The following is a 25,027-nucleotide window of genomic DNA, read 5'->3' as shown; positions in this document are numbered from 1 at the left end:
CGCCTTATCTCCCCTGCTTTGCGTTCTGTTTGCTCCAGGAGTCCTTCAGCGTGACTGTCCGGTTGAAGACCGGGCGCTCCAGGGTGGTGTCCGGGTCGACGGTGAAGTAGCCCAGCCGCTCGAACTGCACCGTGCTGCCGGCCGGCAGCAGTGCCAGCGCCGGCTCGAGGCGCCCTTCGACCACCTTGACCGAATCCGGATTGAGCTGTTCGAGGAAGTTGGCGCCGTTCGCTCCCGGCTCCTCCGCGGTGAAGAGACGGTCGTAGAGCCGCACTTCGGCGGGAACCGATTCGGTGGCCGAGACCCAGTGGATCGTCCCCTTGACCTTGCGGCCGTCGGGCGCGTTTCCGCCCCGGGTCGCCGGGTCGAAGGTACAGCGAAGTTCAACGACTTCGCCCGCCGCATCGGTGATCACCTCTTCGCACTTGATGAAGTAGCCGTAGCGCAACCGCACTTCGCGCCCCGGAGCGAGGCGGAAATAGCCCTTGGGCGGCTCCATCATGAAGTCGGCCCGCTCGATGTAGAGCTCCCGGGTGAAGGCGAGCTTCCGGCTTCCGGCGGCGGGATCTTCCGGATTGTTGACCGCCTCCAGCGGCTCCACGCCGCCCTCCGGGAAGTTGGTGATGGTCACCTTCAACGGATCGAGCACCGCGAGGAACCGCGGCGCGGTGGCGTTGAGCTCTTCGCGGATGCAGTGTTCCAGCAGTGCCACGTCGGTGATGCCGTCGAACTTGGTCACGCCGACGGTCCGGCAGAGGCGGCGGATGGCCGAAGCGGGAATGCCGCGGCGGCGCATGCCGGAAAGTGTGGGCATGCGCGGGTCATCCCACCCGTTGACATAGTGCTCCTTGACCAGCTGGAGCAACTTGCGTTTGCTCATGACCGTGGCGGTCAGGTTGAGCCGCGAAAACTCGGTCTGGCGCGGACGGTTCGGGAAGGTGTAGCCGAGCGAATCGAGCACCCAGTCGTAGAGCGGGCGGTGAATTTCGAACTCCAGCGTGCAGAAGGAGTGGGTCACCCCTTCGAAGGCGTCCTCCAGCGGATGGGCGAAGTCATACATCGGGTAGATGCACCACTTGTCGCCGTGGCGGAAGTGGTGGGCGTGGCGGATCCGGTAGATGACCGGGTCGCGCATGTTGATGTTGGGCGAACTCATGTCGATGCGGGCCCGCAGCACCAGCGCTCCATCTTCGAATTCGCCTTCGCGCATCCGGCGGAAGAGGTCGAGATTCTCCTCCACCGAGCGGCTGCGGCCGGGGGAGTCCTTGCCCGGTGTGGAGAGGTCGCCGCGATACTCATTGTCCCACTGTTCCGCGGTGAGGTCGCAGATGTAGGCTTTGCCGCGGCGGATCAGCTCCACCGCGCACTCGTACATTTTTTCGAAGTAGTCGCTCGCGTAGTAGAGGTGTTCGCCGAAGTCGAACCCGAGCCAGCGGACGTCGTTGATGATCGACTCCTCGTACTCGGTGTCCTCCTTGGTCGGGTTGGTGTCATCGAAGCGCAGGTGGCAGACGCCGCCGTTCTCCTGCGCGACGCCGAAATCCAGGCAGATCGCCTTGGCGTGCCCGATGTGGAGGTAGCCGTTGGGTTCCGGTGGGAAGCGGGTGACGACCCTCCCTCCGAACAGGTTGGTTTTCTTATCCTCCTCGACCATCTCGCGGATGAAATCGAGCGGCTCGTTTCTGGTTTCAATGGAATCGGCCATGATGGATCTTGGAACTCCAGTAAAAATAGGTTGACTTTTATGGGAAATAACATATCACTGGATTGTGGATTTTCCAAGTTCAAAGCGGGATAAAATTCCGTCAAACGCGGTTTTTCCCTCTCCGGCAGTCTTGCATAATGCGCGCCCGCGCGTTATTTTAAAAAGAAAACAGAACACAGGAAACGAAGGGGCTTTGCTTCATTATGGGAAAAATCTTTTTGTGGAAAAGCATGGAATCCGCCGGCACCGGCAGGCCGGAAGATGATTTCGCGCCGTATCTGGAACCCTATCTGCTCGAAAACACCGGGGATCCCCGGGGGTGCGTGATCGTCTTCCCCGGCGGCGGCTACTGCAACCGGGCGCCGCACGAGGCCGGCCCGATCGCCGAACGGTTCAATCAGATGGGTTTCCACGCCTTCGTGTTGCAGTACCGCGTGGCGCCCTACCGCTATCCGGCGCCTCAGCGCGACGCATTGCGGGCGGTCCGTCTGGTCCGCAGCCGCGCCGCGGAGTGGGGGATCGCTCCGGACCGGATCGCCACGCTCGGATTTTCCGCCGGCGGCCACCTCTGCGCTTCCACCGGAACGCTTTATGATGAGGTCGATTCCACCGCAAATGATGCGGCGGATCTGGTTTCGCCCCGTCCGGACGCGCTGATTCTCTGCTACGCGGTCATCGATCTGACCGAACCGTTCGGCCACTTCGGCAGCGGGGAGAACCTGCTCGGGAAGGAGGGGGTGCGCGCTCCGGAGGCGAAGCGGCTCAATCTGGAGACGCGGGTGACTGCCGACACTCCGCCGTCGTTCCTGTGGCACACCGCAGAGGATACCTGCGTGAATGTGGAGAACTCGCTCGCTTTCGCCCGGGAACTCTGGAAGAACAAAGTGGCGGCCGAGGTGCACGTGTTCCCGCACGGGCATCACGGGCTGGGGCTGGCTCCCGCCATGCGCGACGTGGCGCAGTGGCCGGAGCTGGCCGGCTGTTTCCTGGTGGAAAACTGCGGCTTCCCCGCCCGGGTCTGACCGGCCGGAGCTCTGAAACAGGAGAACTTTTCTGATGGCGATGTATTTTCTGTTCCTGCTGCCGGGCATGCTGCTGGCGCTGTGGGCTTCGCTCAAAACCAAGCTTGCATTCGATCAGTATTCGCAGGTCCCTTCCGAAAGACGGATTACCGGCGCCCGCGCCGCGGCGATGCTGCTCGATTACGCGGGGGTGACCGGGGTGCGCATCGAGATGACCTCCGGCTTCCTCTCCGATCACTACGACCCGACCGGCCGGGTGTTGCGGCTTTCGGAATCGGTTTACTCGAGCGATTCCCTGGCGGCGATCGGCGTCGCCTGCCATGAGGCGGGGCACGCGATCCAGCATGCGACCGGATACGGTCCGCTCGGGCTGCGCAGCACATTGGTGCCGCTGGTCAACCTCGCCAGTCCCGGGGCCTACATCTTCTTCGTGATCGGGATGCTGCTCCATTCGATGCCGATGGTCTGGCTGGGGATCGTCTGCTTTTCCGCGGCGGTGATTTTCGCCCTGGTCACGCTGCCGGTGGAGTTCGACGCCACCGCGCGCGCCAAGAAGCTGATGGTCAGCGCCGGAATCGTTTCTCCCGAAGAGGAGCGCGGCGCAGGCGAGGTGCTCAATGCCGCTTTTCTGACCTACGTCGCCTCGGCGGTTACGGCGCTGCTGACGCTGCTGTATTACCTGTGGAGGGCGGGGGTCTTCAGCCGCCGGGATTGAAAAAGGGCGGTTGTGGATGTATATTGCCCGTTGACAACTGTTGTGGAAAGGAGCGTCCGGCGTGGCGAACGAAATTCAGTTTTCAGCAAAATTTAAACGAGACTATGTCGCGGCGCTCGCGGTGGTGATTTTTTTCGCGATCGTGCTGGCGGAAATTGTTCTGGCGGTGAGCATTCCCGCCTATCTGCAGAGGGAGGACGCGATGGCGCTCCAGGCCCGCCGGCTTCATCTGCTCGAATCGTTCGATGGGGCGCGAAACCTCGGCAACTCTCTCAAGCCGAACGGCGAAACCGCGGAGCTGGAAGCCCGTCTGGTGATGTGGAATTTGAATCTGCTCGCCACCTATCTGCGGGAGAATTCCGCGGATCTTACCAGTGATGAGATCGCCTCTCTGCAGAAGGATGTCCGGGCATTCACCGGAATTCTCGCCCGGATTCGGAGCGGCGAGACCCTCTGTCGCGAGCGAAAACTGGACACCTCCTTCTACGTGAATTCACTGATCACGCCGGTGGAGAAGAGATGAGCGCGACCAAATTTCATGCCATTCTTTCGCATTTCCCCGAATGCCGCATTGCGGTGCTCGGCGATATGATGCTCGATGTCTACCTCTGGGGCAAGGTGACCCGGATCTCTCCGGAAGCGCCGGTGCCGGTGGTGAATGTCAACCGGCGGACCAGCTGCCTCGGCGGCGCGGCCAACGTGATGCGCAACGTCGCGACGCTGAACGCGCACGCACACGCTTTCGGCACGGTCGGGAACGACCCGACGGCGGATGAACTGCTCGCCTCGCTCGCCGAATACCGGATTCGCTGTGACGCGGTCGAGCGGGATCCCTCCCGGCGCACCACGGAGAAACGGCGGGTGATCGCTGGCGCGCAGCAGCTCTGCCGCGAGGACTACGAGGATGTGCACCCGGTGGATGACGCCATCCGGCGGCGGATGGTCAACCGGATTGTCGATCAGATCCGCAACGGGGAGCTCGACGCGGTGATTTTTGAGGATTACCGCAAAGGGATGCTCGCCGAGTGGATGCTCGAAGAGGTGGTCGCCGAAGCCCGGCGGGCGAAGGTGGTGACCGCGCTCGATCCGAAGCCGGGGAGCATGAAGCCGGTTCGGGGAATCACGGTGATGAAACCCAACCGGGTGGAGGCGTTTGCGCTCGCCGGCGTCGAGGATGGTCCCGGCGGAGATCCTGCTACGGATGCGGCGCTTTGCGAGGCGGCGGCACGATTGATGGAGAGCTGGCAGCCGGAGCATCTGCTCATCTCCCTTGCTGCGCAGGGGATGGCGCTGTATGACCGTTCTCTGCGGCCGCAGGTGATTCCCACCCGGGCGCGGGAGGTGTTTGACGTTTCCGGCGCCGGGGATACGGTGACCGCCACCTTTGCGCTCTCGCTGGTTTCCGGCGCGACGCCGGTGGAGGCGGCTGAACTGGCCAATCTTGCGGCGGGCGTGGTGGTCGGCAAGATGGGGACTGTCCCGGTTCGCTTCGAGGAGCTGGAGGCGGTTCTGCCGGAATAGGAGAGGGGGCCGGAGCGGCTCCCTGTTTGAATGGGAACTGTTTGCTGCCGCGAGGCAGAGAGAGGAGTCGGCAATGAGTCAGGCGAAGGTTGCGGTGGTGATTCCGTCGCGTTATGCGAGCACCCGGTTTCCGGCGAAGCCGCTGGCGCTGCTGTGCGGAAAACCGCTGGTGCAGCATGTGTACGAGAAGGCGGCCGCATCGAAGGCCGATCTGGTTCTGGTCGCCACCGATCATGAAGCGATCCGCGACACGGTCGAGTCGTTCGGCGGGCGGGCGGTGATGACCGCCGAAAGCCATCCCTCCGGCACCGACCGGATTGCGGAGGCGGTCCGGCTGGTCGGTGAGCCGGTCGATATTGTCGTCAACGTGCAGGGGGATGAGCCGCTGATCCCGACTTCGGTGATCGACGAACTGATCGATCTCATGCGGAACCGTCCGGAAATCGGGATGGCGACCGTCGCGGTGCCGGGGAACCGGCAGACGATGACGGAAAACAATGTCAAGGTGGTGTTCGACGAAGCGCATTTTGCGCTCTACTTCAGCCGGTCGATGATTCCGTTTCTGCGGACTGGCGGGGTGGAGGCGCCGGTCTATCTGCACTGGGGCATCTACGCCTACCGGCGGGAGGTGCTGGAGAAGTTTGTGACACTGCCGCCGGGGCGGCTGGAGAACTGCGAAAAGCTCGAACAGCTGCGGGCGCTGGAGAACGGCATCCGGATCTACGTGCATCTTTCCAATCTGGAGAGCATCGGGGTCGACACCCCCGCCGACCTGGCCGCGGCGGAGAAGAAACTGCGGGAAACAACTTAGTGTTTTCGTGAAATATTAACCCTCCTTCGGCAGGTTTACGGAGCACTCCGGCGGACTTCCCGAAGGGAGTATGGGAGCAGACGATATGGAAAAGAATTCGATTACTCCGATTCAGTACGGCAGTCTGGTGATCGGCGACGGGCGTCTCACTCTGATCGGCGGTCCGTGCATGGCCGAAACCCGTGAGCTCTGTCTGGAGGTGGCGGACTACCTCCGGGATCTCTGCGGCGAGCTGAATGTGCAGTATATTTTCAAGGCCTCCTACGACAAGGCGAACCGCTCGAGCGAGGGCGGGCGCCGCGGCCCGGGGCTGGAGCGCGGGCTGGAGTATCTGGCGGCGGTCAAGGAGCGTTACGGCGTGCCGGTCATCACCGACGTGCATGAGAGCGAAGAGGTTCCGCGGGTGGCGGAAGTGGCGGATTTTCTGCAGATCCCGGCCTTCCTCTGCCGTCAGACCGATCTGTTGCACGCGGCCGGGCGTTCCGGGCGGCCGGTCAACATCAAGAAGGGGCAGTTCATGGCTCCGGAAGATATGCAGGGCGCGCTGGAGAAGGTCCGTTCGACCGGGAACAACCGGGTGATGCTGACCGAGCGAGGCACCACGTTCGGCTACCACAATCTGGTGGTGGACATGCGTTCGCTGGTGACGATGCGCGGCTTCGGCGTGCCGGTGGTGTTCGACGCGACCCACTCGGTGCAACTTCCCGGCGGGCTGGGAAACGCTTCGGGTGGACGGCGAGAATTTATTGCGCCACTGGCCCGTGCAGCGGCGGCGGTTGGCATCGACGTCCTGTTCACCGAGGTGCATCCGCGGCCGGATGAAGCCTGGTCCGATGGGCCGAATTCACTTAATTTCAAACAGATTCGTGAAATTTTAAGCAAGGTGAAACAGATCCATGATTTCTGCTGAAGCATTTCGGAATATCAAGGCGGTCGTGCTTGACGTCGACGGAGTCCTCACGGACGGACGTGCCGGATACGGCGCGGAAGAGGAGATCAAATTTTTCCATTTGCGGGATGGGCACTGGATGCGCATGGCGCTTCGTACCGGGCTCAAGGTGGGGCTGCTCTCCGGTCGCGGCTCGCGGGCAAACCGTCGTCGGGCGGAGGAGCTCGGGTTGAGTTTCTGCTACGAGAATTGCAAGGATAAGCTGGAAGGATTTGAACGTCTGCTCGCGGAGCAGGGGCTCAAGCCGGAGGAGTGTCTCTATGTCGGTGACGATCTGATCGACATGCCGGTCATGCGGCGCGCCGGTGTCGCCGTCGTGGTGGCGGACGGCGTGCCGGAGCTGGACGAGGTGGCCGATTTCCGCACGCAAACTCCCGGCGGACACGGTGCGGTCTGCGAAGTGATGCGCCGCCTCATGATGGAGCAGGGAACGCTGGATTCCCAGCTCGAACGTTACAGGAGATGATATGAAGAAGTTGATTTTCGCCGCTCTGCTCGCCGGAAGTGCCCTGGCGTTGCGGGGAGCGGGCGATCTTGAGGATCTGCGCGGGCTGGTGCTTTCGCACGCCAAACTGCCGCTCTACAACAAGCAGGTGCTGCAGTCGATGGCCTTTTTCGACAAGGCGTCGCGGCAGGGGCGGCTGATGGTCGGCAGCAACGTGCTGCTGGACCTGATCCGGCGGGGCGCGGACATCGATTCGATCAAGGACGGCTGGGGGGTGAAGCTCTACCCGCTCAACTCGGGACTGCCGGAGATCGTCGGATTCTGGAAGGAGCGTCTCTACAGCGAAGGGATCATGAGTTCTCCGCGGGCCGACGTCGATCAGGAGAACCGGATGGCGGCCGGCAATGAACCGGTGCACTTCCGTTCGCCGCTGCTCGATCTGGATGGCATCGGATTCGAGGCGGATTTCGACAAGCGGACGATTCTGGTGAAATCCGACGTGCGGATTGTGGTCCGGATGGCGGGCAGCGACCCGCGCAAACTCTTTGCCGCCGGCGCGAAACTGCCGGAGAAGTATGAATTCATCACGGCAACCGGCGATTCGCTGCTGATCGATCTGGGCAGCAACCAGGTGATTCTGATGGGGAACGTCAAGGTGGACGAGGAGCGTTCCGGGGTGACCTGCGAGCGCATGACCATCTTCCTCGACCGGAAGGGCGCGGGGAACCGCGGCGAGGCGGCGGTCGCTTCCGCCGCCGGCATCGAGAACGAGAACATGAAGGGGGTCTCCCGCATTCTCTGCGACGGGAATGTGGTGATCTCCCGCAAACTTTCGGCGGAGGAGCTCCGCGCGGGCGAGCAGAAGGCGCTGGCCGACCATATGGTCTACGATGTGAAGTCCGCGTCGGTGACGCTCTCCGGCGACCGGGAGTATCCGCGGATCGTGCGGGGCGGCGAGTCGATCAGCGGGCGGAACATCGTTCTCTTCAAGGAGGAGCAGCGCGCGACCGTCACCGACGACTGCCGGGTCGTGATCTCCCAGCCGCCGGAGAAGGATGAACGTGCCGCCGGGCCGATGACTGTGCGGTCGAAGTCGGCGCATATGGATTATCGGAACAATTGCAGTGATTTCCTCGGGGATGTCCGGGTGGATGAACCGCGCATGGAGCTGCTTTGCGACCGGATGCGCGTGATTCTCCGGGAGGTGCCCGGTGCGAAGGCGGTGGCGAAGACGACGGAATCTTCCGGCTCCCTCACCGGCATGCCCGATCTCGGCGGAAGCAGCCGGGAGCTCGACCGGATTCAGTGCTCCGGCGGCGTGCAGGTGACCCGCAAGGACGCCTCCGGGAAACTGCTGCCGGGTGAACAGGCGAAATCGGACCGTGCGGTTTTCGAATACGATCAGCGCAAGATCACGATGACCGGGGCGGCGCCGACCATCACCCGCGGTTCGGAGACGCTGACCGGGAAGGAGCTGGTGATTTTCCTCGACGAGGAGCGTCTGCTCGCGCCGCAGGACAGCCGGATTACGCTTTGCGCCGCTCCCGCGGAGAAAAGCGGCAAGGCCGCGCCGCCGAAGACGGAGGTGACCTCCGACTCGAGCGACCTCAATTACGGCGGGAACAAGCTGGTGTTTCAGGGGAATGTCAAGGTGCGCGATCCCCGGATGTCGCTCGACTGCGACCGGCTGGAGATCTATCTGAGTGAAAAGGGCGGTGCGACTGCGGCGAAGAAACAGAAATCCGCCGGAATCGGCGATGCGCTCGACTTCGACGGCGGCAAGTCTGCGGAGAAGTTCGTCAGCAAGGTGATCTGCATCGGCAATGTCCGTTCGCAGGATCCCCGGGCCGATCTCTCGACCGACCGGATGACGCTGAACTTCGAAGAGCTCAAGCCGGGCGAACAGGCGGATTCGGCGGTGTTCCAGTCCAACGGGACCCGGCTGGCGAAGATCGTCTGCGAGGGCAATCTGGAGATGGTCAACCGGCCGGACACCGCGGCGGAAGGGCGTGCGGCGAAGGATCCGACCAACCCGTTCGGCAACATGCTCGGCAACTCCAAGGGGCCGCGCACGCTGCGGGCTGAGCGCGGCATCGTCGACTTGGTGAAGAACGAATCCGAATTCCACGACAAGGTGAGCCTGGTGGACGATCAGGGCACGCTCAAGTGCGAAGACATGTACCTCTTCACGCGGAAGAGCGTGCCGCAGCAGGCCGCGGCCGCTCCGGTGGTCAAGCCGCCGGTGGAGGAGGATCCCGATGCCGACCCGTTCAGCACGGAGGCTCCGGCGAAGGGCTCGGTTCCGGCCCGGATTGCGCTCACCGACACGCTGGAACTTGCCCGGGTGCTCTGCAAGCGGAATGTGGAGATTTCGCGCCGCACCAAGGAGGGTGAACTGCAGCGCGCCGGCGGCGAACAGGCCGACTACCGGGTGGAGGATAAAAAGATCATCATGACCGGAACGCCGGAGTCCCGCCCGTGGATGAGTGCGCAGGGCGGACGCATTTCCGGCGACCGGATTCTGGTCGATCTGGCCAACGAGACGATGAAAGTGCTCGGCAACACCGTGGTTGATATCGGGGAATCGCTGAAATTATGAGGATTTCCTGAATTTTCCGCTTGACCGGCGGCAAAGTAGGTGTATAATAGTAACAGGCCGCAACGGGGAGCCACGGATGCCGGCGGCGGAGTTTTGAGGTGAGAAAGAGATGAACGGACAGAATGAACACGAAGATCTGATCCGGGCGGAAAAGCTCGTGAAGACCTATCACGGCCGCCGGGTGGTCAGCGATGTTTCGATTTCGGTGAAGGCCGGCGAAGTGGTCGGTCTGCTCGGGCCCAACGGGGCCGGCAAGACGACCAGTTTCTATATGGTCATGGGGCTGATCCGGCCGGATTCCGGCGACATCAGCTTCCGCGGGGTGGACATCACGCACATGCCGATGTACAAGCGCGCCCGGATGGGGATGGGGTATCTCGCCCAGGAGCCGTCGATCTTCCGCAAGCTGACGGTCGAAGAGAACATCATGGCGATTCTCGAGACGCTGGCGATTTCGTCGGCGGAGCGCCGGCAGCGCTGCAAGGCGTTGCTGGAAGAGCTGGAGCTGACCCGTCTGGCCAAGCAGAAAGCGATGACGCTTTCCGGCGGCGAGCGGCGGCGGCTGGAGATCACGCGGGCGCTGGTGACGAATCCGTCGTTCATCATGCTCGACGAGCCGTTCAGCGGGGTGGACCCGCTGGCGGTCTACGATGTTCAGCAGATCATTCTGCAGCTCAAGGAGCGCAACCTCGGGATTCTGATCACCGACCACAACGTGCGCGAGACGCTGTCGGTGGTGGACCGGGCCTATCTGATGTGCCAGGGGAAGATTCTGGTGGAGGGGCCGAGCGAATTTCTGGTCAACGACGAACAGGCGCGGGAAATTTATCTCGGGCCGCAGTTTTCCATGTAAAACGACATGAACCGGGAAGAGATTCCGGTTTGAGCCATAAGGAGGTGCATATGAACATTACGGTAACCGGTCGTCAATTCGAGATTACCCCGTCGATCCGCGAATACGTGGAGAAGCATATAGAGACGCTGCTTGAGGATAAGGCGTTGAACGTCACATCCGTCAACGTCGTGATGGATCGGGAGAAAAACCGGTTCAAGAGCAGCATCGTGGTCAACTGCAAGTACCACGTGGTGCCGGCGGAAGTGGAGGATTTCGACCTTTACAAGTCGTTCGATGCGGCGTTGCTGAAGATCGATTCTCAGCTGACGACGCTTCGGGCGAAGATTCGCGATCATCAGGCGCAGCCGATGCGCGAGGCGGAGCCGAAGGCGGAGTAATTCCGACTCCGGCATGATGGAAAAAGAGCAGACGGCCTGAATCGGGTGATTCGGGCCGTTTCCATTGAAAACAGGGGATATGAGGCTATGTTGATTGCAGTTGCCAGTGAGAATGGAGAGGTATTTCAGCATTTCGGTCATACGCCGGAATTCACCGTCTACGAGATTGAAGGGGGTGTGGTCCGCGGGAAGCGGGTGCTGCCGACCGGAGACTCCGGGCACGGCGCGCTGGCCGGATTTCTGCGGGATCTGTGCGTTGATCTGCTGATCTGCGGCGGAATCGGCGCCGGGGCGCAGCAGGCGCTCGCCGAGGAGGGGATCAAGCTGGTTGCCGGCGTGCAGGGCACGGTTGACGCGGTGGTGACCGGGTACCTCAACGGAACGCTGAAATTTGCGACCGATTTTACCTGTTCGCACCACCACGATCACGGTGAGGGGCACGAACACGGCGGCCATTGCGGCGGCCATTGCAAGCACTGAGGCGAAACATGAGCACTTGTTCCGGAAATTGTGAAGGGTGTGCTTCGAAGGGGAACTGCTCCGAGGAAAAGCACGAGCCGTTGCTGAAAAACGTGAAAAAGGCGGTGCTGGTTCTCTCCGGCAAGGGGGGAGTCGGCAAGAGCACGGTGGCGGCTTCGCTGGCGGTCACGCTTGCGAAGATGGGCAAGAAGGTCGGATTGCTGGATGTGGATTTCCACGGTCCCTCGCAGCCGACGCTGTTCAACGTCACTCATCTGCGCATGTGCGGGACCGAGCAGGGGATGGAACCGCTCGAGGTCGCCGGGGTGAAACTGGTGTCGATCGGGTTGCTGCTCGACGACCCCGACCGGGCGATCATCTGGCGCGGCCCGGTGAAGATGGGCGCGGTCAAACAGCTGCTCGAAGAGGTCGACTGGGGCGAACTGGATGTGCTGGTGCTCGACTTCCCGCCGGGGACCGGTGACGAATCACTTTCCGCCTGCCAGCTGATCGACTGTGAGAAGACGGCGGTGGTGGTGACTACGCCGCAGGAGGTCGCGCTGGCGGACTGCCGCAAGTGCATCGATTTCTGCCATCAGGTCAAGGTGCCGGTGGCGGGGATTGTCGAGAATATGAGCGGATTCGTCTGTCCGGACTGCGGCCATCGTCATCCGCTGTTCTCGCAGGGGGGCGGAGCCCGGCTGGCGGCCGGGGCGAAGGTGCCGCTGCTGGCGCAGCTGCCGCTGGATCCGCTCTTCCTCCAGCGCTGTGACGCAGGGGAACTGCCGGAAGGACTGGCGGAAAATGCGGTGATTTCCGGAGAGATGGCCCGGGTGGCCGAAGCGGTGCTCTGACCGGAGCGGTAAAACTGTCAGGTTCCGGCGCCGGAAAAGAACAAAAGGAGCGTTCAGCATGGCGAAATTCGGGGATGTGGTGCAGGAGTTTTATGTCGAACGGTTCCGCGCCAACATGGCGGCGCGTGCCGACCGGTTGCGCGGCGTGACGGAACCCGGGCAGGCGCGGGCGTACATCGAAGACGCCCGCCGACGGGTTCGGCAGTCGTTTCAACTGCCGGAACACTCCGGCGAGCCGGTTGCGCGGATGACCGGCCGGTTGCAGGGAAACGGCTTCACGGTGGAGAAGCTCCTCTATGAGAGCCGCCCCGGTTACTGGGTGAGTGCGAACTACTATCTGCCGGAGAAGGTTGCGGGCAAACTGCCGGCGGTGCTCTTTGTCTGCGGACACTCCGCTACCGGCAAGGCGGGCGACACCTATCAGATGGCGGCGCAGGCGCTGGCGCTCTGCGGATTTGCCGTGCTGATCCCCGACCCGGTCGGGCAGGGGGAGCGGGGGCAGTTCCGCAACATTCCGGAAGCCGAAGCGCTCTGTCGCAACTGCACCCACGAGCACAATATGTACGGCAAGCAGCTGTTGCTCACAGGGGCGTTTTTCGGCACCTGGCGGGCGTTCGACGCGGTGCGCGCTCTGGACTGGCTGCTGGCGCGGCCCGAGGTGGATTCCACCCGGGTCGGTGTGACCGGCAACTCCGGCGGCGGCACGCTCACCACCTACGTCAATGCGCTGGACGACCGGATCACCATGGCCGCTCCCTGCTGCTACATCACCCGCTGGTGGCGCCACGTCGAAAACGAATTGCCGGTCGACGCCGAGCAGACTCCGCCGGGACTGGCGGCGGCGGGCGGTGAGATGGCCGATATGCTCTTTGCCGCGGCGCCGCGCCCGTTGCTCATCTGCGGCCAGCGGAACGATTTCTTCGATCCCCGCGGCACGCTGGAATGCTATGACGAACTTCGTCGCGTCTACCGGATTCTCGGGCGCGAAAACGAGGTGGAGTGTTTCATCGGCCCGGTCGGACACGGGCTGTCGACGCACCTGCGCGAGCGGGTGGTTGCTTTCTTCTGCCGCCATGCGGGGGTGGAGTTGCGGGAGATCTCCTCTGTGGCGCCGTTCCCGGAAAAGGAGCTCTGGTGCACCCCCGCCGGGAACGTCTGCGACCTGCCGGAGAACCGGCGGATTCAGTGCTTTGTCCGCGAACGGGCGGCGGAACTGATCCGCACCCGGGAGACGCTTCCGGCGCCGGAGCTGGCGCGGAAGTTGCGTTCGTGCCTGAAGCTCGGCGAGGTTGCGATTCCGAACTACCGGGTGTTGCGTTCCCGGCCGGCGGGGAACGAGGTGCGGTTTTCGCGGTTCCTGCTTGAAACCGAACCGGGCATGCGGGTGACGCTCTCCTATGTCGATCGCGGGGAGTGGTTCCACCTGCCGGAGCGTGAAACGGGGAAAATTCCGCTCTACCTGCCTCACCAGTCTTCCTTCGACGAACTTGCCGATGGAAGCCGGCCGGGGTTTGCGCTCGACTACCGCGGCGTCGGCGAATCGATGCCGGAGGGGTGCGATCAGGGCAAACGCGATTTCTTCGGTCCCTACAAGTTTGACTACCACTTCGCCTCGCTCGGACTGCTGCTCGGCGAGCCGTATCTCGGCGGACGGGTCCGCGACATCATGGCGGCGTGTCTTTTGCTCAACCCGGAAGGGGAGGGGCGCATTGCGCTGACGGCCCGCGGCGTCGGCGTGGTGCCCGGAGTTCTTGCGGCACTGCTCAGCGACCGGGTTGCCGAACTGCAGTTGCTCGACCGGCCGGAATCGCTGGCGGAGGTGGTGCAGGCGGAGTCGACGCCGTTCCCGCAGTCGAACATGTTCCCCGGGATGCTGGCGGTAACCGATCTGCCGGACCTCTATCGCGCATTGCGGGAAAAGGGCGTCCGCCTTTCGGGGGATTGAGCAAGAGATTGCAAAAGAAACGGGCCGGGGGGATTTCTCCGGCCCGTTTTGTGTGTCTTCATGATGCGGAGGTTCAGCGCCTGTTCGCATTGCCTTTCTGCGGCGGCCTGCGGCGGAATTCTCCCCGGTGCGCCGCCGGGCCGGAACGCTTCTTTTTGAGCACTTCGATCTGGGGGCGGCGCTCCGCCAGCCCGCGGTTGACCGGAATCGGCGTGCCGTCCGGCGCCTTGCCGGTGTAGTACATCGCGCCGCCCATGGTCATCGGCAGAGGGATGTAATCCTGCACCTGCTGCAAACTCCAATGGTGCTTTTCGAGGAAGTCGTCGACCGTCTTCATCTCCTTTTCCGTACAGCCGGGGAAGTTGGAGATGAAGAGCGGAATGAGGTACTGCTCCTTGCCGCACTCTCTGCTGAGCTTCTCGAAGATCTCCATGAAGCGGTAGAACTCCTCGGCGGGACTCTTGCGCATCAGTTTCAGCACTTTGGGGTCCAGATGCTCCGGTGCGACCTTGAGGTGGCCGGAGACATGGTGGGCGATGATCTCCCGCAGCAGTTCCGGCTGGCGCAGCGCCAGATCGAGCCGGATGCCGGAGTTGATGTAGACATGCTTGACCTTCGGGTGGTTCCGGATTCGCCGCAGCATGTGAACGATCTCCCGCCCGGTGCAGATGTAGGTCGAACAGGGCACCGGGAAGAGGCAGCTCGAACGTTTGCACCGCTTGCAGCGGTCGAGATCGTACCGGCTCTGGTAGATGTTCCCCGCCGCGCCGCCGACGTCGCTGATCGTGCCGCGGAAGAAGGGTTTCTTCGAGATTTCGTCGACTTCGCGCAGAATGGAGTCCTCACTGCGGCTCATCACGTGCCGCCCCTGGTGGGCGACCAGCCCGCAGAAGGCGCACCCGCCGGGACAGCCGCGCACCGCCTGAATCGAATCCTTGATCGTTTCGAACGCCGGAATTCTCCCCTTGTATTTCGGATGAGGCAGCCGGGCGTAGGGCAGTTCGTGGACATGGTCGAGCTCCTCCGCTGTCAGCGGTTCCGGCGGCGGCTCGACCACCAGCAGCCGGTCGCCGTAACGCTGATAGAACCCGCGGCCGCTCTGGAAGTTCATCTCGGCCTCCACCAGTTTGGTGGCGGTCATCAGCGCGTCCTTGTTCGCGAGGGTCTCTTCGAGGCTCGGCAGTTCCAGATAGGCGTCACCGGGCTCGAACGCCTCCGCCGCCTTCTTCCCGAGCAGCCGGGCGGTGCCGCGGATGCCGTCGAGCGGGGCGTTTTCGGCGAAGCGGCGGAACACCTCCGGCGTGGGGCGCTCCCCCATGCCGTAGACGAGGATGTCCGCCTTCGAATCGACCAGCACCGAGGGGCGGAGCTTGTCCTGCCAGTAGTCGTAGTGGACGATCCGCCGCATGCTCGCCTCCAGCCCGCCGAGCATGACCGGAATCCCGGGGAACGCCTGGCGGACCAGCTGGGCGTAGACGGTGAGCGCGTGCGGCGGCCGCTTGCCGGTCTCGCCGTTTTCGGAGAAGCAGTCGTCGCGGCGGAGGCGGCGACCCACCGTGTAGATGTTGACCATCGAATCCATGTTGCCGCTGGTGACGCCGCAACCGATGCGGGGGCGCCCCATCACCTTGAGCGCTTCCGGATCGCGCCAGTCCGGCTGGGCGATGAGACCGACGCGGTAACCGCAGTCGATCAGCAGCCGCCCGATGATCGAGACGCCGAAGGAGGGATGGTCGACGTAACAGTCGCCGGTGATCAGGAGAATGTCCAGCTCATCGAAGCCGGCGGCGAGCATCTCCTCGCGGGTCGTCGGCAGAAATTCGGGTTGACGGATCGATTTCATTGTCTGGCCTGCATGATCCCGTCGGCGGGAACGGTGGTGGGGAAGGGGCGGCTGCCGAGGTTGACGAAGGGGACCTGCTGTTCCGCCCGTTCCGGCGGCGGGAAGTTCGCCTTCAAGGTCAGATTTTCCACCTTCTGCAGACCGACCTGGCGGCCGTCAAGGACGAACAGCAGGGTGTAGCTGCTTTGGGCGTCCGGATTGGCGTATTCCCACTTCCCGGCCTGGAAGCTGCCGCTGCCGGCGCGGATGGCCACGCAGGGGGAGGGGCGGCCGAAGGCCTCCAGCGAGTAATCGTAGACGCTGAGGGCCCGCCCCGGAGTCATGCGTACGGTCAATGCCGCATAGATCTTCCGGTCGAGATCGTTCGGGTAGGCGAAGCGATCTTCTCCGTTGATCGACGGGCGGGCGGTGGAGAGCTGGGCGGCGAGAATTTCTCCGCCCCGGAAGGCGAGCGTCGCCGCGGAGAGCGACAGCATCCCGGCCGCGGCGAATGCAAAAATGACTGATAGAAATTTCATCTTGGAATACTCCGGAAATCAAGTTTGTACGTTGCTGGCAATATAAAGCAATTTCCGGTTAAAATCAAGTCTCCGGCCGGCTGGAGCGGTTGAATTTTTCCGAAAACGGGAGTATTTTATAAACTCCGTGATATGGAATCCAATATTCCCGAATTGGAGAGATGTAAAAATGCCCAACCCCGATTTTACTGTAAAACACCTCGGTGAGGCGACGATCGATTCGCCCCTCAACGGAGTCGGTTTCATTCCCGAGGATTCCACCGTCATTTACGGCAAGGACTCCCGGGAGGTGATTGAAGAGTATACTTCCACCGGCAAACTCAGCGCGTTTGAGCAGGCCGGGCCGCGTGCGAAGATCTATCACGATCCGGCGTGGACCCATGCCGCGATCCTGACTGCGGGCGGGCTCTGCCCCGGGCTCAACGACGTCATCAAGGGTTTGACCCGCACGCTGATGCTGCGTTACAACGTGCCGATTGTGTTCGGCATCCGCTACGGCTATCAGGGGCTGATCCCCGCATACGGGCATGAGCCGATGATGCTGACCCCCGATTCGGTGGACAGCATCCACGAGGTCGGCGGAACCGTGCTCGGCAGTTCCCGCGGCCGGCAGGATGAGGTGGTGATGGTCGAGACGCTCAAGCGTATGAACATCAAGATCCTCTTCTGCATCGGCGGCGACGGCACGCTGCGCTGCGCCCACGACATCGTCAAGGAGGTCGAGCGGCGCGGATTGAACATCAGCGTGGTCTGCATCCCGAAGACGATCGACAACGACATCAATTACATCGACAAGACCTTCGGTTTTGAGACGGCGGTCTACGCGACCAATTCGGTGATCTCCGCCGCGCACAACGAGGCGAAGGGGACGCCGCACGGGGTCGGCCTGATCCACGTGATGGGGCGTGACTCCGGATTCATCGCCGCCTATGCGACGCTGGCGAACACCCACGTCAACTACTGCCTGGTGCCGGAGGATCCCTTCAGCCTCTACGAAGGGGAACATGCCCTGCTGCCGAGCCTCGAACGGCGGTTGCGGGAACGCAAACACGCGGTGATCATCGTTTCGGAAGGCGCTGGCCAGCATCTCTTCGAAGAGGAGTCCAACCGTCGCGACAAATCCGGCAACGTGCTGCATCATAACATCGGCGAGTTCCTGCAGGAGAAGATTACCGCCTGGGGCAAGGAGATCAAGCTCGATCTGAGCGTGAAGTATTTCGACCCCTCCTATCTCATCCGCAGTCTTCCCGCGCACGGTACCGACGCGGTGTTCTGCGAAATGCTCGCTCAGCACGCGGTGCATGCGGCGATGGCGGGCCGGACCGATGTGGTCATCGGCCACTGGAACGACCGGTTCACCCATGTGCCGATTCCGGTGGCAACCAGTTCGCGCAAGAAGATCGACATCAACTCCAGCCTCTGGGACAGTGTGAAGTCGGTCACCTGGAAGTGCTACCGCTGACCGGTCAAAAAAAGGAGGGCTGCCCGCCCTCCTTTTTTTGCCTTGATTTCCCCGGCGTCGGAACATTATTTTTAAATTTATGCGAATATATAATTGTATTACTTGATTTTTGTTTTGCATTGTGAAACAAAAATAAAAAACTGCCGAACTTTCAAAAAACTGACTTGAGAAAGCATGGGAAAACGGGTATTGTGAAAAAAAATAACCAGCGGTGATGACACCGGGGAGGGAATGCTATGGTGGTGTGCGAAAAGAGAGTGGAAGCGGATTTTGTGGTCGTCGGAGGCGGAATGGCCGGGTTGTGTGCCGCGGTGGCCGCAGCGCGGAACGGGGCGAAGACGCTGATCATTCAGGATCGGCCGATGTTCGGCGGCAATGCGTCGAGCGAGATCCGGATGTGGATCTGCGGAGCGCACGGGCCGAACCGGAAGGAGACCGGTCTGCTGGAGGAGCTCCAGCTGGACAACCTCTATTTCAATCCGGAACTGCACTATACCATGTGGGACGATGTGATGTACAACTTCGTGCGTCAGCAGGAGAACCTCTCGATGCTGCTCAACTCCTCGGTGGAGTCCGTCGAGGTCGAGAACGGCAGAATCTGCACGGTGACTGCGTGGAACCTGGTGGAGTACACCCGCTATCGCGTGGAGGGGAAACTCTTTGCGGATTGTTCCGGAGACGGCATTCTGCGGCTTTCCGGAGCGAAGTACCGGATGGGGCGCGAATCGCGCGATGAGTTCGACGAGCCGCACGCGCCGAAACAGGCTGACAAGAAGACGATGGGCAATTCGATCCTGATCCAGCTGCGGCGGACGAAGACCCACCGTCCGTTCCGGGCGCCGGAGTGGGCCTACCACTACACCGACGAGACCGCGCCGAAGCGGCACCTGATGCCGGAAGGGAACAACTTCTGGTGGATGGAGTTCGGCGGAGTGCGCGACACCATCGCCGACGCCGAGGAGATCCGCGATGAACTCTACCGGATTGCCTACGGCGTCTGGGAGTACATCAAGAATCACCCCGATGGGCGCGGACACGAGTGGGAGCTCGACTGGATCGGCTCACTGCCGGGCAAGCGCGAGAGCGTCCGTTTTGTCGGCGACCACACGCTTTCGCAGAAGGAGGTGGAAGCGGGCGGCGACTTTCCCGATGCGGTCTGTTACGGCGGCTGGACGATGGACGATCACCATCCGGAAGCGATCTATTATCCGGGGCCGCCGACGATCTACCATCCGGCGCCGTCCCCGTTCGGCATTCCCTATCGTTCGCTCTATTCGGTGAACATCGACAATCTTTTCTTCGCCGGGCGGCAGATTTCGACCACGCACATGGCGATGAGTTCGACCCGGGTGATGGCGACCACCGCGATGATGGGGCAGGCGGTAGGCACCGCCGCCGCGATTGCGCTCCGCACCGGCGAGACGCCGCGGGGAGTCTGGGAGCACCATATCGAGGAACTGCGCCAGACACTGCTCGATCAGGATCAGTTCATCCCGAATGCGAAACGGCGGATTCCGGAACTGACGCTCCGGGCGGAGACGAACTGCGAGATTCTGCGCGACGGCTGGGACCGCGACTGGGACGACGGCGAACACGGCGTTTCATTCGCTCCCGGCGAGGCGGCGGTCTACCGTTTCGCTGATGAAGAGACGGTCCATGGGGTGCGGCTGGTGTTCGACAGCGATCTCTCGGACTTGAAGCGGCAGCGCAACGTCGAAACCTCCGGCGAGTGCCACGAGATGCCCGCGTTGCTGCCCCGCTCGTTCCGGCTGGAATATCGCGACGGCGGCGAGTGGAAGGAGTTCGCCTCCGTCGCTGAAAACCGTCACCGGTATGTGAAACTCTCCGGCGCGCCCTGCCGCTGCCGGGAGTTCCGGTTCGTCGCCGGAGAAGCGTGGGGCGGCGGCGCTTCAAGAGTCTTCTCCTTCGACGTATTCTAAGCGTACTTTTCCCTGCCCGCACTGCGGGCGGGGACTCTTTTTATAAGAAAAGTTAGATTAATCTAATAATTAGGCTTGACATTTGCTTTTGCGGCGGTATACTATGGCATGAACCGCCCGGGGAGGGCGGTGGCTGCGACCAAACGCCCTGTTTCCCAGGCAGAGCGGCGCTTGACCCGGCGCCCTCTGCCGATTTTCCGGATTGTCATGGTTCGAATACCACCAGAGGAAAACGGGCCGCATCACGGTGCGAGGTGATTCCGTCCTCCAGCTGAATCCAGCCGTCCCGTCCTTCTCCGTCGTTGTCATTGAGCAACAGGTTGAATCGAAGCCCCCGGGTGAGCTGTTCCCGGGTCAGGCCGACGGAACGGAGGGGGATTGCCAGCGAGTACCTGGTGACGGTTCCGTGGCGTTCCGCAGAGACGTTCCAGGCGGGGGCCCGCCGTTCTGCGGCGAAGCCCTCCGGCGCCTCCCAGACCCAGCTCTCGGCAGAACCGGTATCGCTCAGCGCCGCTCCTGCCACCCACAGCCCCTTTTGTTCCGGCAGGGCAAATGCAAACTGGAGAGAATCCCCCTTCCAGATATCGCTGTCATGGAATGGTTGCGAGTGTTTGTCATCGGCGGCTTCCACGGTCAGAAACAGTTTGTCTGCCGAGGCGCTCAACCGGATCTTGGCGGAAAGATCCTGTGGACCGCGCCACAGGCGGTGGGTGTTGCCGGGATCGGCGTCGAAGAGCGACTGGACCTGCCGCGGTTGATCCAGCTGGAAGTCCCACTCCGCCGGCTGATGGCGGCGCGAAATGAGATGCGCTACGTGGAGCGGTTTTGCCGTACCGGCCTTTCCGTTCGGCCATACAGCCGTTACGTTCAGAACGGGCCCGGTTCCGGCGGCGGAGAGTTCGAGCGGAACCTCCTTCGTCTCGCCGGGCGCGAGCGCGACGGTCGCGGTCACCGGAGAAACGGTCAGTTCTTTTCCCGACAACTCCAGATGGAGAGTGACCGGATGCAAAAAGGGATTGAGGCAGTTCACCGATGCCGCTGCCGGGCAACCGGGAAGCAGATACGGAGGCACTTTGCAACGCAGGAGATCTCCGCCATACTCCAGGCGGCGGCAGTTGTGGAACAGGAGAAATTCCGGCGTTGCGGAGACGTTCCATTGTAGCAGTCCGCCGGAGAGCGGCAACGTGCGCCGATTCCCCATCAGGTCGACCGCTTCCGCCCGGGTTGCATCGCTTCGCAGCAGGATGTTCTTTTCATTCCCTGCGGCGGATTCCAGCCAGAGAGAAAGCACCCGGTCACCGTTGCCTTCAAACTCCAGTAATCTGGTTTCGGCGGGTGCTGTGAGGCGGGTGACGAACCGTTTGCCACGGAACAGCGTAGCCAGCGTATTGTAGGCGACATAGGCCGCCCGTGGATAGAAATCCTCCGTGACCAGCCCGTAGTTGAACTCCGGGTTGGCTGGATCAGTGCCGTTGTTCCGCAAATTGTACCAGTTGTAACCGATCGCTCCTTCCGACCAGGAGTAGAGAAATTTTCTGGCGAGGGTTTCCGCCTGCCCCCGTTCGCCGATACCGAGGGAGGAGACTGCGGTCTCATTGGCATACCAGGGAACGGTGATGCCGAACCGGGTACGGGCGGCGTGCAATCGCCGGATCTGTTCCAGATAGCGCGGATAACTGCAGTGGCCGTGAAATGCGTGAATGTCGAAGTACTCCTGCGCATGTTTCAAAACGTATTCCTGAAAGCCGGGTTTGATGTTTTTATGCGGAAGCATCGTGGCGAAGCCGCCGGAGAGGAGACGACTTTCCGGCGCCTCTCGACGCTGTTCCTCCCGGGCGATTTTTTGCAGCTGTACGTAGTCGGCGGGACCGAATTCGGCGAAGCTGCGCAGGTCCGGTTCGTTCCAGATCTCCCAGAAACGGATCCGGCCGCGGAACTGTTTGAACATTCGTCCCACATAGTTTCGCCAATCGGTGAAATCCGGTGTGCTGTTCGGACCGCTGCTGCGCGACCAGACCGGCGGGTTGGAAAGGATGGGGAGTACTTCGATTCGGTACTTCCCGTAAGCTGCCAACAGTTTCTCCTGAACAGAGAGGTCCCACTGGCCAGGTTTCCGCTCCATGTCCCGCCAGCGGAAGTTGGCCCGAAGTGCGGTGACGCCGCACAATGCGGCGGTTTCCGCTTCGCGCTCGAATACCTGTGGACGGCTGATGGAGGGAATACAGACGCCGAAAAGAAATGCATCGGCAGGTGCGGGTGTTTGTTGCACTCCGGCTGGAATCATGCAAGCGAAACTGCGGACCTGTTCTGCATAGCCGCCGCCTTCCTGTTCCAGGCGGAGCGTGACATACCAGATGCCGCGTGCAGGCAGAGTGACCGCCGGGGTCCGGGTGAGCGTGTCCGCGGCCGGAATCCGGATATGTTCCTTCGGCAGAGAGATCGTCCGGCCGAAGGAGTCCCGCAGAGTGAAGGTGGCGTCACAGACCAGTGGCTGGGAACCGGGATTGTGCAACTGAAATTTCAGCTCCTTTTCCCGGCCGGGGAGCAACACGCGCGGAGGATTCCCGGTTTCCAGATCGAACCGCATTTCGTGGAGTGCGGTTTTGCGGGTGGATTCAAATTCGATTTTTTTCAACTTCAGCGACACTTTGCCGCTCCCTTTTGGGGCACTGGCGGTGATGGAGAAGAACCAGAGCGGGAAATCGATCTTTCCATCCGCGTTTCCCTGAAAGGAGGTGAAAAAATTCTCCGGAGTGAGCTTCATATTGAGTTCCCGCATTCCGTTTTTCCCCACTCGGAACGGTATCCGCCATTGAAATACCTCATTGCGGGAGTCGACGAACCGGAGATTGAAATTATCCACCGGCGAATTCGGCGGCAGTTCCAGTTCGATGTGGCAGTTCGCCTCGTCGAATGCGGGAATCGGCAACTCTTTCCGGCGGGGAAAGCTGACGATGCAGATATTGTTCCGACCGGGGTCCCAGTGCAGGTCAAGGAGACCGCTCTGACAGGTCGCTTTCTGCTCCGGTTTCCAGAGTCTGGCCGGTTGCTGTTCGGCCGCGTCGAAGAGAGTGCCGCGAGCTCCGGCAGCGGAGCCCGATACCGGGAGGGCCGCCCAGATGAGTGTCGGGAGAAACAGGAAGAGTTTATGTTTCACGGCGGACTCCTAGAAAATCAACTGCAGGCGAACTTCTTCCGCGGTCGTGACGAAGCGGACTCCAAGTTCCGCCAGACGATTCAGGGTGGTCCGTGAGGCGTGTCCGTCGAAGAAGGCGACGTTGGCGGTATTCTGGTGATGGAGCGAGAGGAATTCGGTGGAAGACGAATACATCTGAAGATTGGCGGTTCCGTGATAGGGTTTCGTTCCTGAAATCACCTTGGTGTCGGCAAAATGCGGCATGGTGGAGGGGTTGCGGACCCGGGTGGTGACATAACACATGGCGTTGTTCGGCTGATTGAAGTTGCTCTGATTGAAGGTGCGGAATTTCCCGTGCCCGTATCTATCCCAGTGTTTTTCCTCGTCATCCCAGCGCATCCAGAGGGTGCCGAAGGTCTGCAGGTGCAGGTTTGAAATACTGGTATCGTAGGGCAGGGAAGGACAGTAACAGAGTTTGTCAGTTTTGGATTTGACATATTTGCCTTCATACAGCATGGCGATCCACGGTGTGCCGGTGCCGCGGGCCGCGATTGCAAGATGGTTGTTGTCCAGCGCGTAGAGCTGCATGAAGGTGGAGGTCTGTCGCAAATTGTTCATACATTGGGAACTTCTTGCATTTTCCCTCGCGTGATTCAACGCCGGAAGCAGCATGGATGCCAGAATTGCAATGATCGCAATTACAACTAGAAGTTCAATAAGCGTGAATGTTTTTTTCACACAGGCCGGCAATGCCGGGTGACAGGGGCTGAATGGGATGGGATGATGCATTATGACAGTTCCTCCGTTTTATCTGATGGTGGTTCCGGCAGTTCCAGTCTGGGAGACTGATAGAGGATGGTATTGGGTGCATCCGGATTTTCCAGTCTCCAGAGAAGTCCGTCGACTGCCCGCTTCGTCAACATGGAGAAATTCAGATCGATTGTGGCGGGCTGCGGCATGAAATCTTTCAGAAGCGCATTGTTGTCACAGACCAGAACGTATGCAGGCGCATAGCATTTCCACTGTTGAAGCCCTTCCAGCGCACAGGCGAGCATCAAGCCGCAAACTCCGGTGAAGGCGAAGAATCCTGCCTGACCGCCTTTTTCATTCAAGTAGTGCTGCAGCCGGGGGACAAAATTACTCTCTTTGCGGGAGAAGCTGAGGGGAGTGGTCGGAATGCCCGCCCGTCTGAGCTGTTCTTCCAGACAGGTGATGCGCGGATGTTCCTTGCAGTAATCGAGCATGTCATCGCGCCAGACGATGGCAAGGCGCTTCACGCCGGCCTTCAGAAAGAACTTCGCCGCGATTTCCGCGATCTCAACATCGTTGACCGTCACCCGATCCTGCCGGGAACGTAGCGGTGTCCAGCCGAAGAGTTGCATTACGGGAATGTCGTCCGGCAGCTCGATCGGCTGGTCATTGTAATAGAGAACCCCCGCAAAGTTGCGTATCATCCCGGGATTGCGGTTGAATTCCGCGACGTCGACATACGAGTACTTGACACCACGACAGTTCAACCTCTGAAATGCTTCCGGCATCGTGAGGTCCCGCGCGGGATTCGGCTCCTGATACCGCTCATTGTGCAGAATCAGCAGAGGCCCCGGAGGAGAAGAATGTCTCCCGCTCTCTGCTGGAGCGGCAGCGTTTCGTCGATGATAACTCCGCGGTGAGAAATTATTCTCCCGGGCAAATTTTTTGATCTTTTCCCGCAAGGACACCGGCAGCTGCTCCGAATCGCGCAACGCCATCGAAACGGTCATCGCCGTGCAGTTGAAGTGCTTGGCCAGATCATTCAAGTTCCGTATTTTACCGCCCGAACTCATCCATGTCCCCATCGATACGCTTTTGTTTGTATTAATTATATCACAGT

General features: G+C 61.4%; 21 protein-coding genes. 15 read left to right on the top strand and 6 right to left on the bottom strand.

What is annotated here, in order from left to right; all coding sequences use genetic code 11:
* Positions 1–4: 4 nt before the first annotated feature.
* Entirely contained in the window at positions 5–1,705 is a 1,701-nt protein-coding gene (locus ACMLHG_RS03270) for a glutamine--tRNA ligase/YqeY domain fusion protein (RefSeq protein WP_417169535.1), read from the bottom strand.
* Between the two features lie 203 nt (positions 1,706–1,908).
* On the opposite strand from ACMLHG_RS03270, the gene ACMLHG_RS03265 reads away from it, so the two are divergent.
* From ACMLHG_RS03265 to ACMLHG_RS03205, 13 genes are all read left to right on the top strand, one after another.
* Positions 1,909–2,727: an alpha/beta hydrolase gene (locus tag ACMLHG_RS03265; protein WP_417169534.1), complete on the top strand. Its 819-nt coding sequence runs from the start codon at positions 1,909–1,911 to the stop codon at positions 2,725–2,727.
* A gap of 34 nt (positions 2,728–2,761) precedes the next feature.
* A complete protein-coding gene (locus tag ACMLHG_RS03260) occupies positions 2,762–3,442 on the top strand; it encodes a zinc metallopeptidase (RefSeq protein ID WP_294434821.1) in 681 nt (226 codons plus the stop codon).
* Between the two features lie 61 nt (positions 3,443–3,503).
* Positions 3,504–3,965: a hypothetical protein gene (locus ACMLHG_RS03255; RefSeq protein ID WP_417169533.1), complete on the top strand. Its 462-nt coding sequence runs from the start codon at positions 3,504–3,506 to the stop codon at positions 3,963–3,965.
* The gene (locus tag ACMLHG_RS03250; protein WP_417169532.1) at positions 3,962–4,963 is read left to right on the top strand and encodes a bifunctional heptose 7-phosphate kinase/heptose 1-phosphate adenyltransferase; all 1,002 of its coding nucleotides are present in this window, start codon (positions 3,962–3,964) and stop codon (positions 4,961–4,963) included. The genes ACMLHG_RS03255 and ACMLHG_RS03250 overlap by 4 nt, the downstream gene beginning before the upstream one ends.
* Positions 4,964–5,036: 73 nt before the next feature.
* A complete protein-coding gene (kdsB, locus tag ACMLHG_RS03245) occupies positions 5,037–5,774 on the top strand; it encodes a 3-deoxy-manno-octulosonate cytidylyltransferase (RefSeq protein WP_295812417.1) in 738 nt (245 codons plus the stop codon).
* A gap of 85 nt (positions 5,775–5,859) precedes the next feature.
* Positions 5,860–6,684, top strand: a complete 825-nt coding sequence (gene kdsA / locus ACMLHG_RS03240; RefSeq protein WP_295812419.1) for a 3-deoxy-8-phosphooctulonate synthase — start codon at positions 5,860–5,862, stop codon at positions 6,682–6,684.
* Positions 6,671–7,189 carry a KdsC family phosphatase gene (locus tag ACMLHG_RS03235; RefSeq protein WP_295812422.1) on the top strand — a complete coding sequence of 173 codons (519 nt, stop codon included), beginning with the start codon at positions 6,671–6,673 and terminating at the stop codon, positions 7,187–7,189. The genes kdsA and ACMLHG_RS03235 overlap by 14 nt, the downstream gene beginning before the upstream one ends.
* A gap of 1 nt (position 7,190) precedes the next feature.
* Positions 7,191–9,767 (top strand): LptA/OstA family protein, encoded by a 2,577-nt coding sequence (locus ACMLHG_RS03230; protein ID WP_417169531.1) that lies wholly within the window; start codon positions 7,191–7,193, stop codon positions 9,765–9,767.
* A gap of 109 nt (positions 9,768–9,876) precedes the next feature.
* Entirely contained in the window at positions 9,877–10,620 is a 744-nt protein-coding gene (gene lptB / locus ACMLHG_RS03225) for an LPS export ABC transporter ATP-binding protein (RefSeq protein ID WP_294434834.1), read from the top strand.
* A gap of 50 nt (positions 10,621–10,670) precedes the next feature.
* On the top strand, positions 10,671–11,000 hold the full coding sequence (gene hpf, locus ACMLHG_RS03220) for a ribosome hibernation-promoting factor, HPF/YfiA family (RefSeq protein ID WP_294434836.1): 330 nt from the start codon (positions 10,671–10,673) through the stop codon (positions 10,998–11,000).
* 87 nt (positions 11,001–11,087) lie between these two features.
* Entirely contained in the window at positions 11,088–11,480 is a 393-nt protein-coding gene (locus ACMLHG_RS03215; RefSeq protein ID WP_295812711.1) for a NifB/NifX family molybdenum-iron cluster-binding protein, read from the top strand.
* A gap of 8 nt (positions 11,481–11,488) precedes the next feature.
* On the top strand, positions 11,489–12,313 hold the full coding sequence (locus ACMLHG_RS03210; protein WP_417169530.1) for an Mrp/NBP35 family ATP-binding protein: 825 nt from the start codon (positions 11,489–11,491) through the stop codon (positions 12,311–12,313).
* A gap of 58 nt (positions 12,314–12,371) precedes the next feature.
* Positions 12,372–14,258 carry an alpha/beta hydrolase family protein gene (locus tag ACMLHG_RS03205; RefSeq protein ID WP_417169529.1) on the top strand — a complete coding sequence of 629 codons (1,887 nt, stop codon included), beginning with the start codon at positions 12,372–12,374 and terminating at the stop codon, positions 14,256–14,258.
* 73 nt (positions 14,259–14,331) lie between these two features.
* Here the strand turns inward: ACMLHG_RS03205 and ACMLHG_RS03200 are convergent, their stop codons facing one another.
* Both ACMLHG_RS03200 and ACMLHG_RS03195 read right to left on the bottom strand, forming a co-directional pair.
* On the bottom strand, positions 14,332–16,101 hold the full coding sequence (locus tag ACMLHG_RS03200) for a YgiQ family radical SAM protein (RefSeq protein WP_295812703.1): 1,770 nt from the start codon (positions 16,099–16,101) through the stop codon (positions 14,332–14,334).
* Complete coding sequence (locus ACMLHG_RS03195; protein WP_417169528.1) at positions 16,098–16,619, bottom strand: hypothetical protein; 522 nt, start codon at positions 16,617–16,619, stop codon at positions 16,098–16,100. The genes ACMLHG_RS03200 and ACMLHG_RS03195 overlap by 4 nt, the downstream gene beginning before the upstream one ends.
* Before the next feature lie 169 nt (positions 16,620–16,788).
* Here ACMLHG_RS03195 and ACMLHG_RS03190 point away from each other — a divergent pair, with 169 nt between their 5' ends.
* Together ACMLHG_RS03190 and ACMLHG_RS03185 are read left to right on the top strand one after the other, a co-directional pair.
* On the top strand, positions 16,789–18,081 hold the full coding sequence (locus ACMLHG_RS03190) for an ATP-dependent 6-phosphofructokinase (protein ID WP_294434847.1): 1,293 nt from the start codon (positions 16,789–16,791) through the stop codon (positions 18,079–18,081).
* Positions 18,082–18,317: 236 nt separating this feature from the next.
* Positions 18,318–20,021: an FAD-dependent oxidoreductase gene (locus ACMLHG_RS03185; protein WP_417169527.1), complete on the top strand. Its 1,704-nt coding sequence runs from the start codon at positions 18,318–18,320 to the stop codon at positions 20,019–20,021.
* Positions 20,022–20,226: 205 nt separating this feature from the next.
* On the opposite strand, the gene ACMLHG_RS03180 is transcribed toward ACMLHG_RS03185, so the two are convergent.
* The 3 genes from ACMLHG_RS03180 to ACMLHG_RS03170 are packed head-to-tail and all read right to left on the bottom strand — an operon-like array spanning position 20,227 to position 24,980.
* Positions 20,227–23,178 (bottom strand): hypothetical protein, encoded by a 2,952-nt coding sequence (locus ACMLHG_RS03180; protein WP_417169526.1) that lies wholly within the window; start codon positions 23,176–23,178, stop codon positions 20,227–20,229.
* A gap of 9 nt (positions 23,179–23,187) precedes the next feature.
* Positions 23,188–23,946, bottom strand: coding sequence for a type II secretion system protein (locus ACMLHG_RS03175; protein ID WP_417169525.1), 759 nt, complete (start codon positions 23,944–23,946; stop codon positions 23,188–23,190).
* Entirely contained in the window at positions 23,946–24,980 is a 1,035-nt protein-coding gene (locus tag ACMLHG_RS03170) for a hypothetical protein (protein WP_417169524.1), read from the bottom strand. The genes ACMLHG_RS03175 and ACMLHG_RS03170 overlap by 1 nt, the downstream gene beginning before the upstream one ends.
* Positions 24,981–25,027: the final 47 nt, after the last annotated feature.

The sequence above is a fragment of the Victivallis sp. genome, assembly GCF_048170485.1.
Classification (GTDB): domain Bacteria; phylum Verrucomicrobiota; class Lentisphaeria; order Victivallales; family Victivallaceae; genus Victivallis.
The sequence above is the reverse complement of the archived record's forward strand: the minus strand, read 5'-3'. Positions and strand labels throughout refer to the sequence as shown.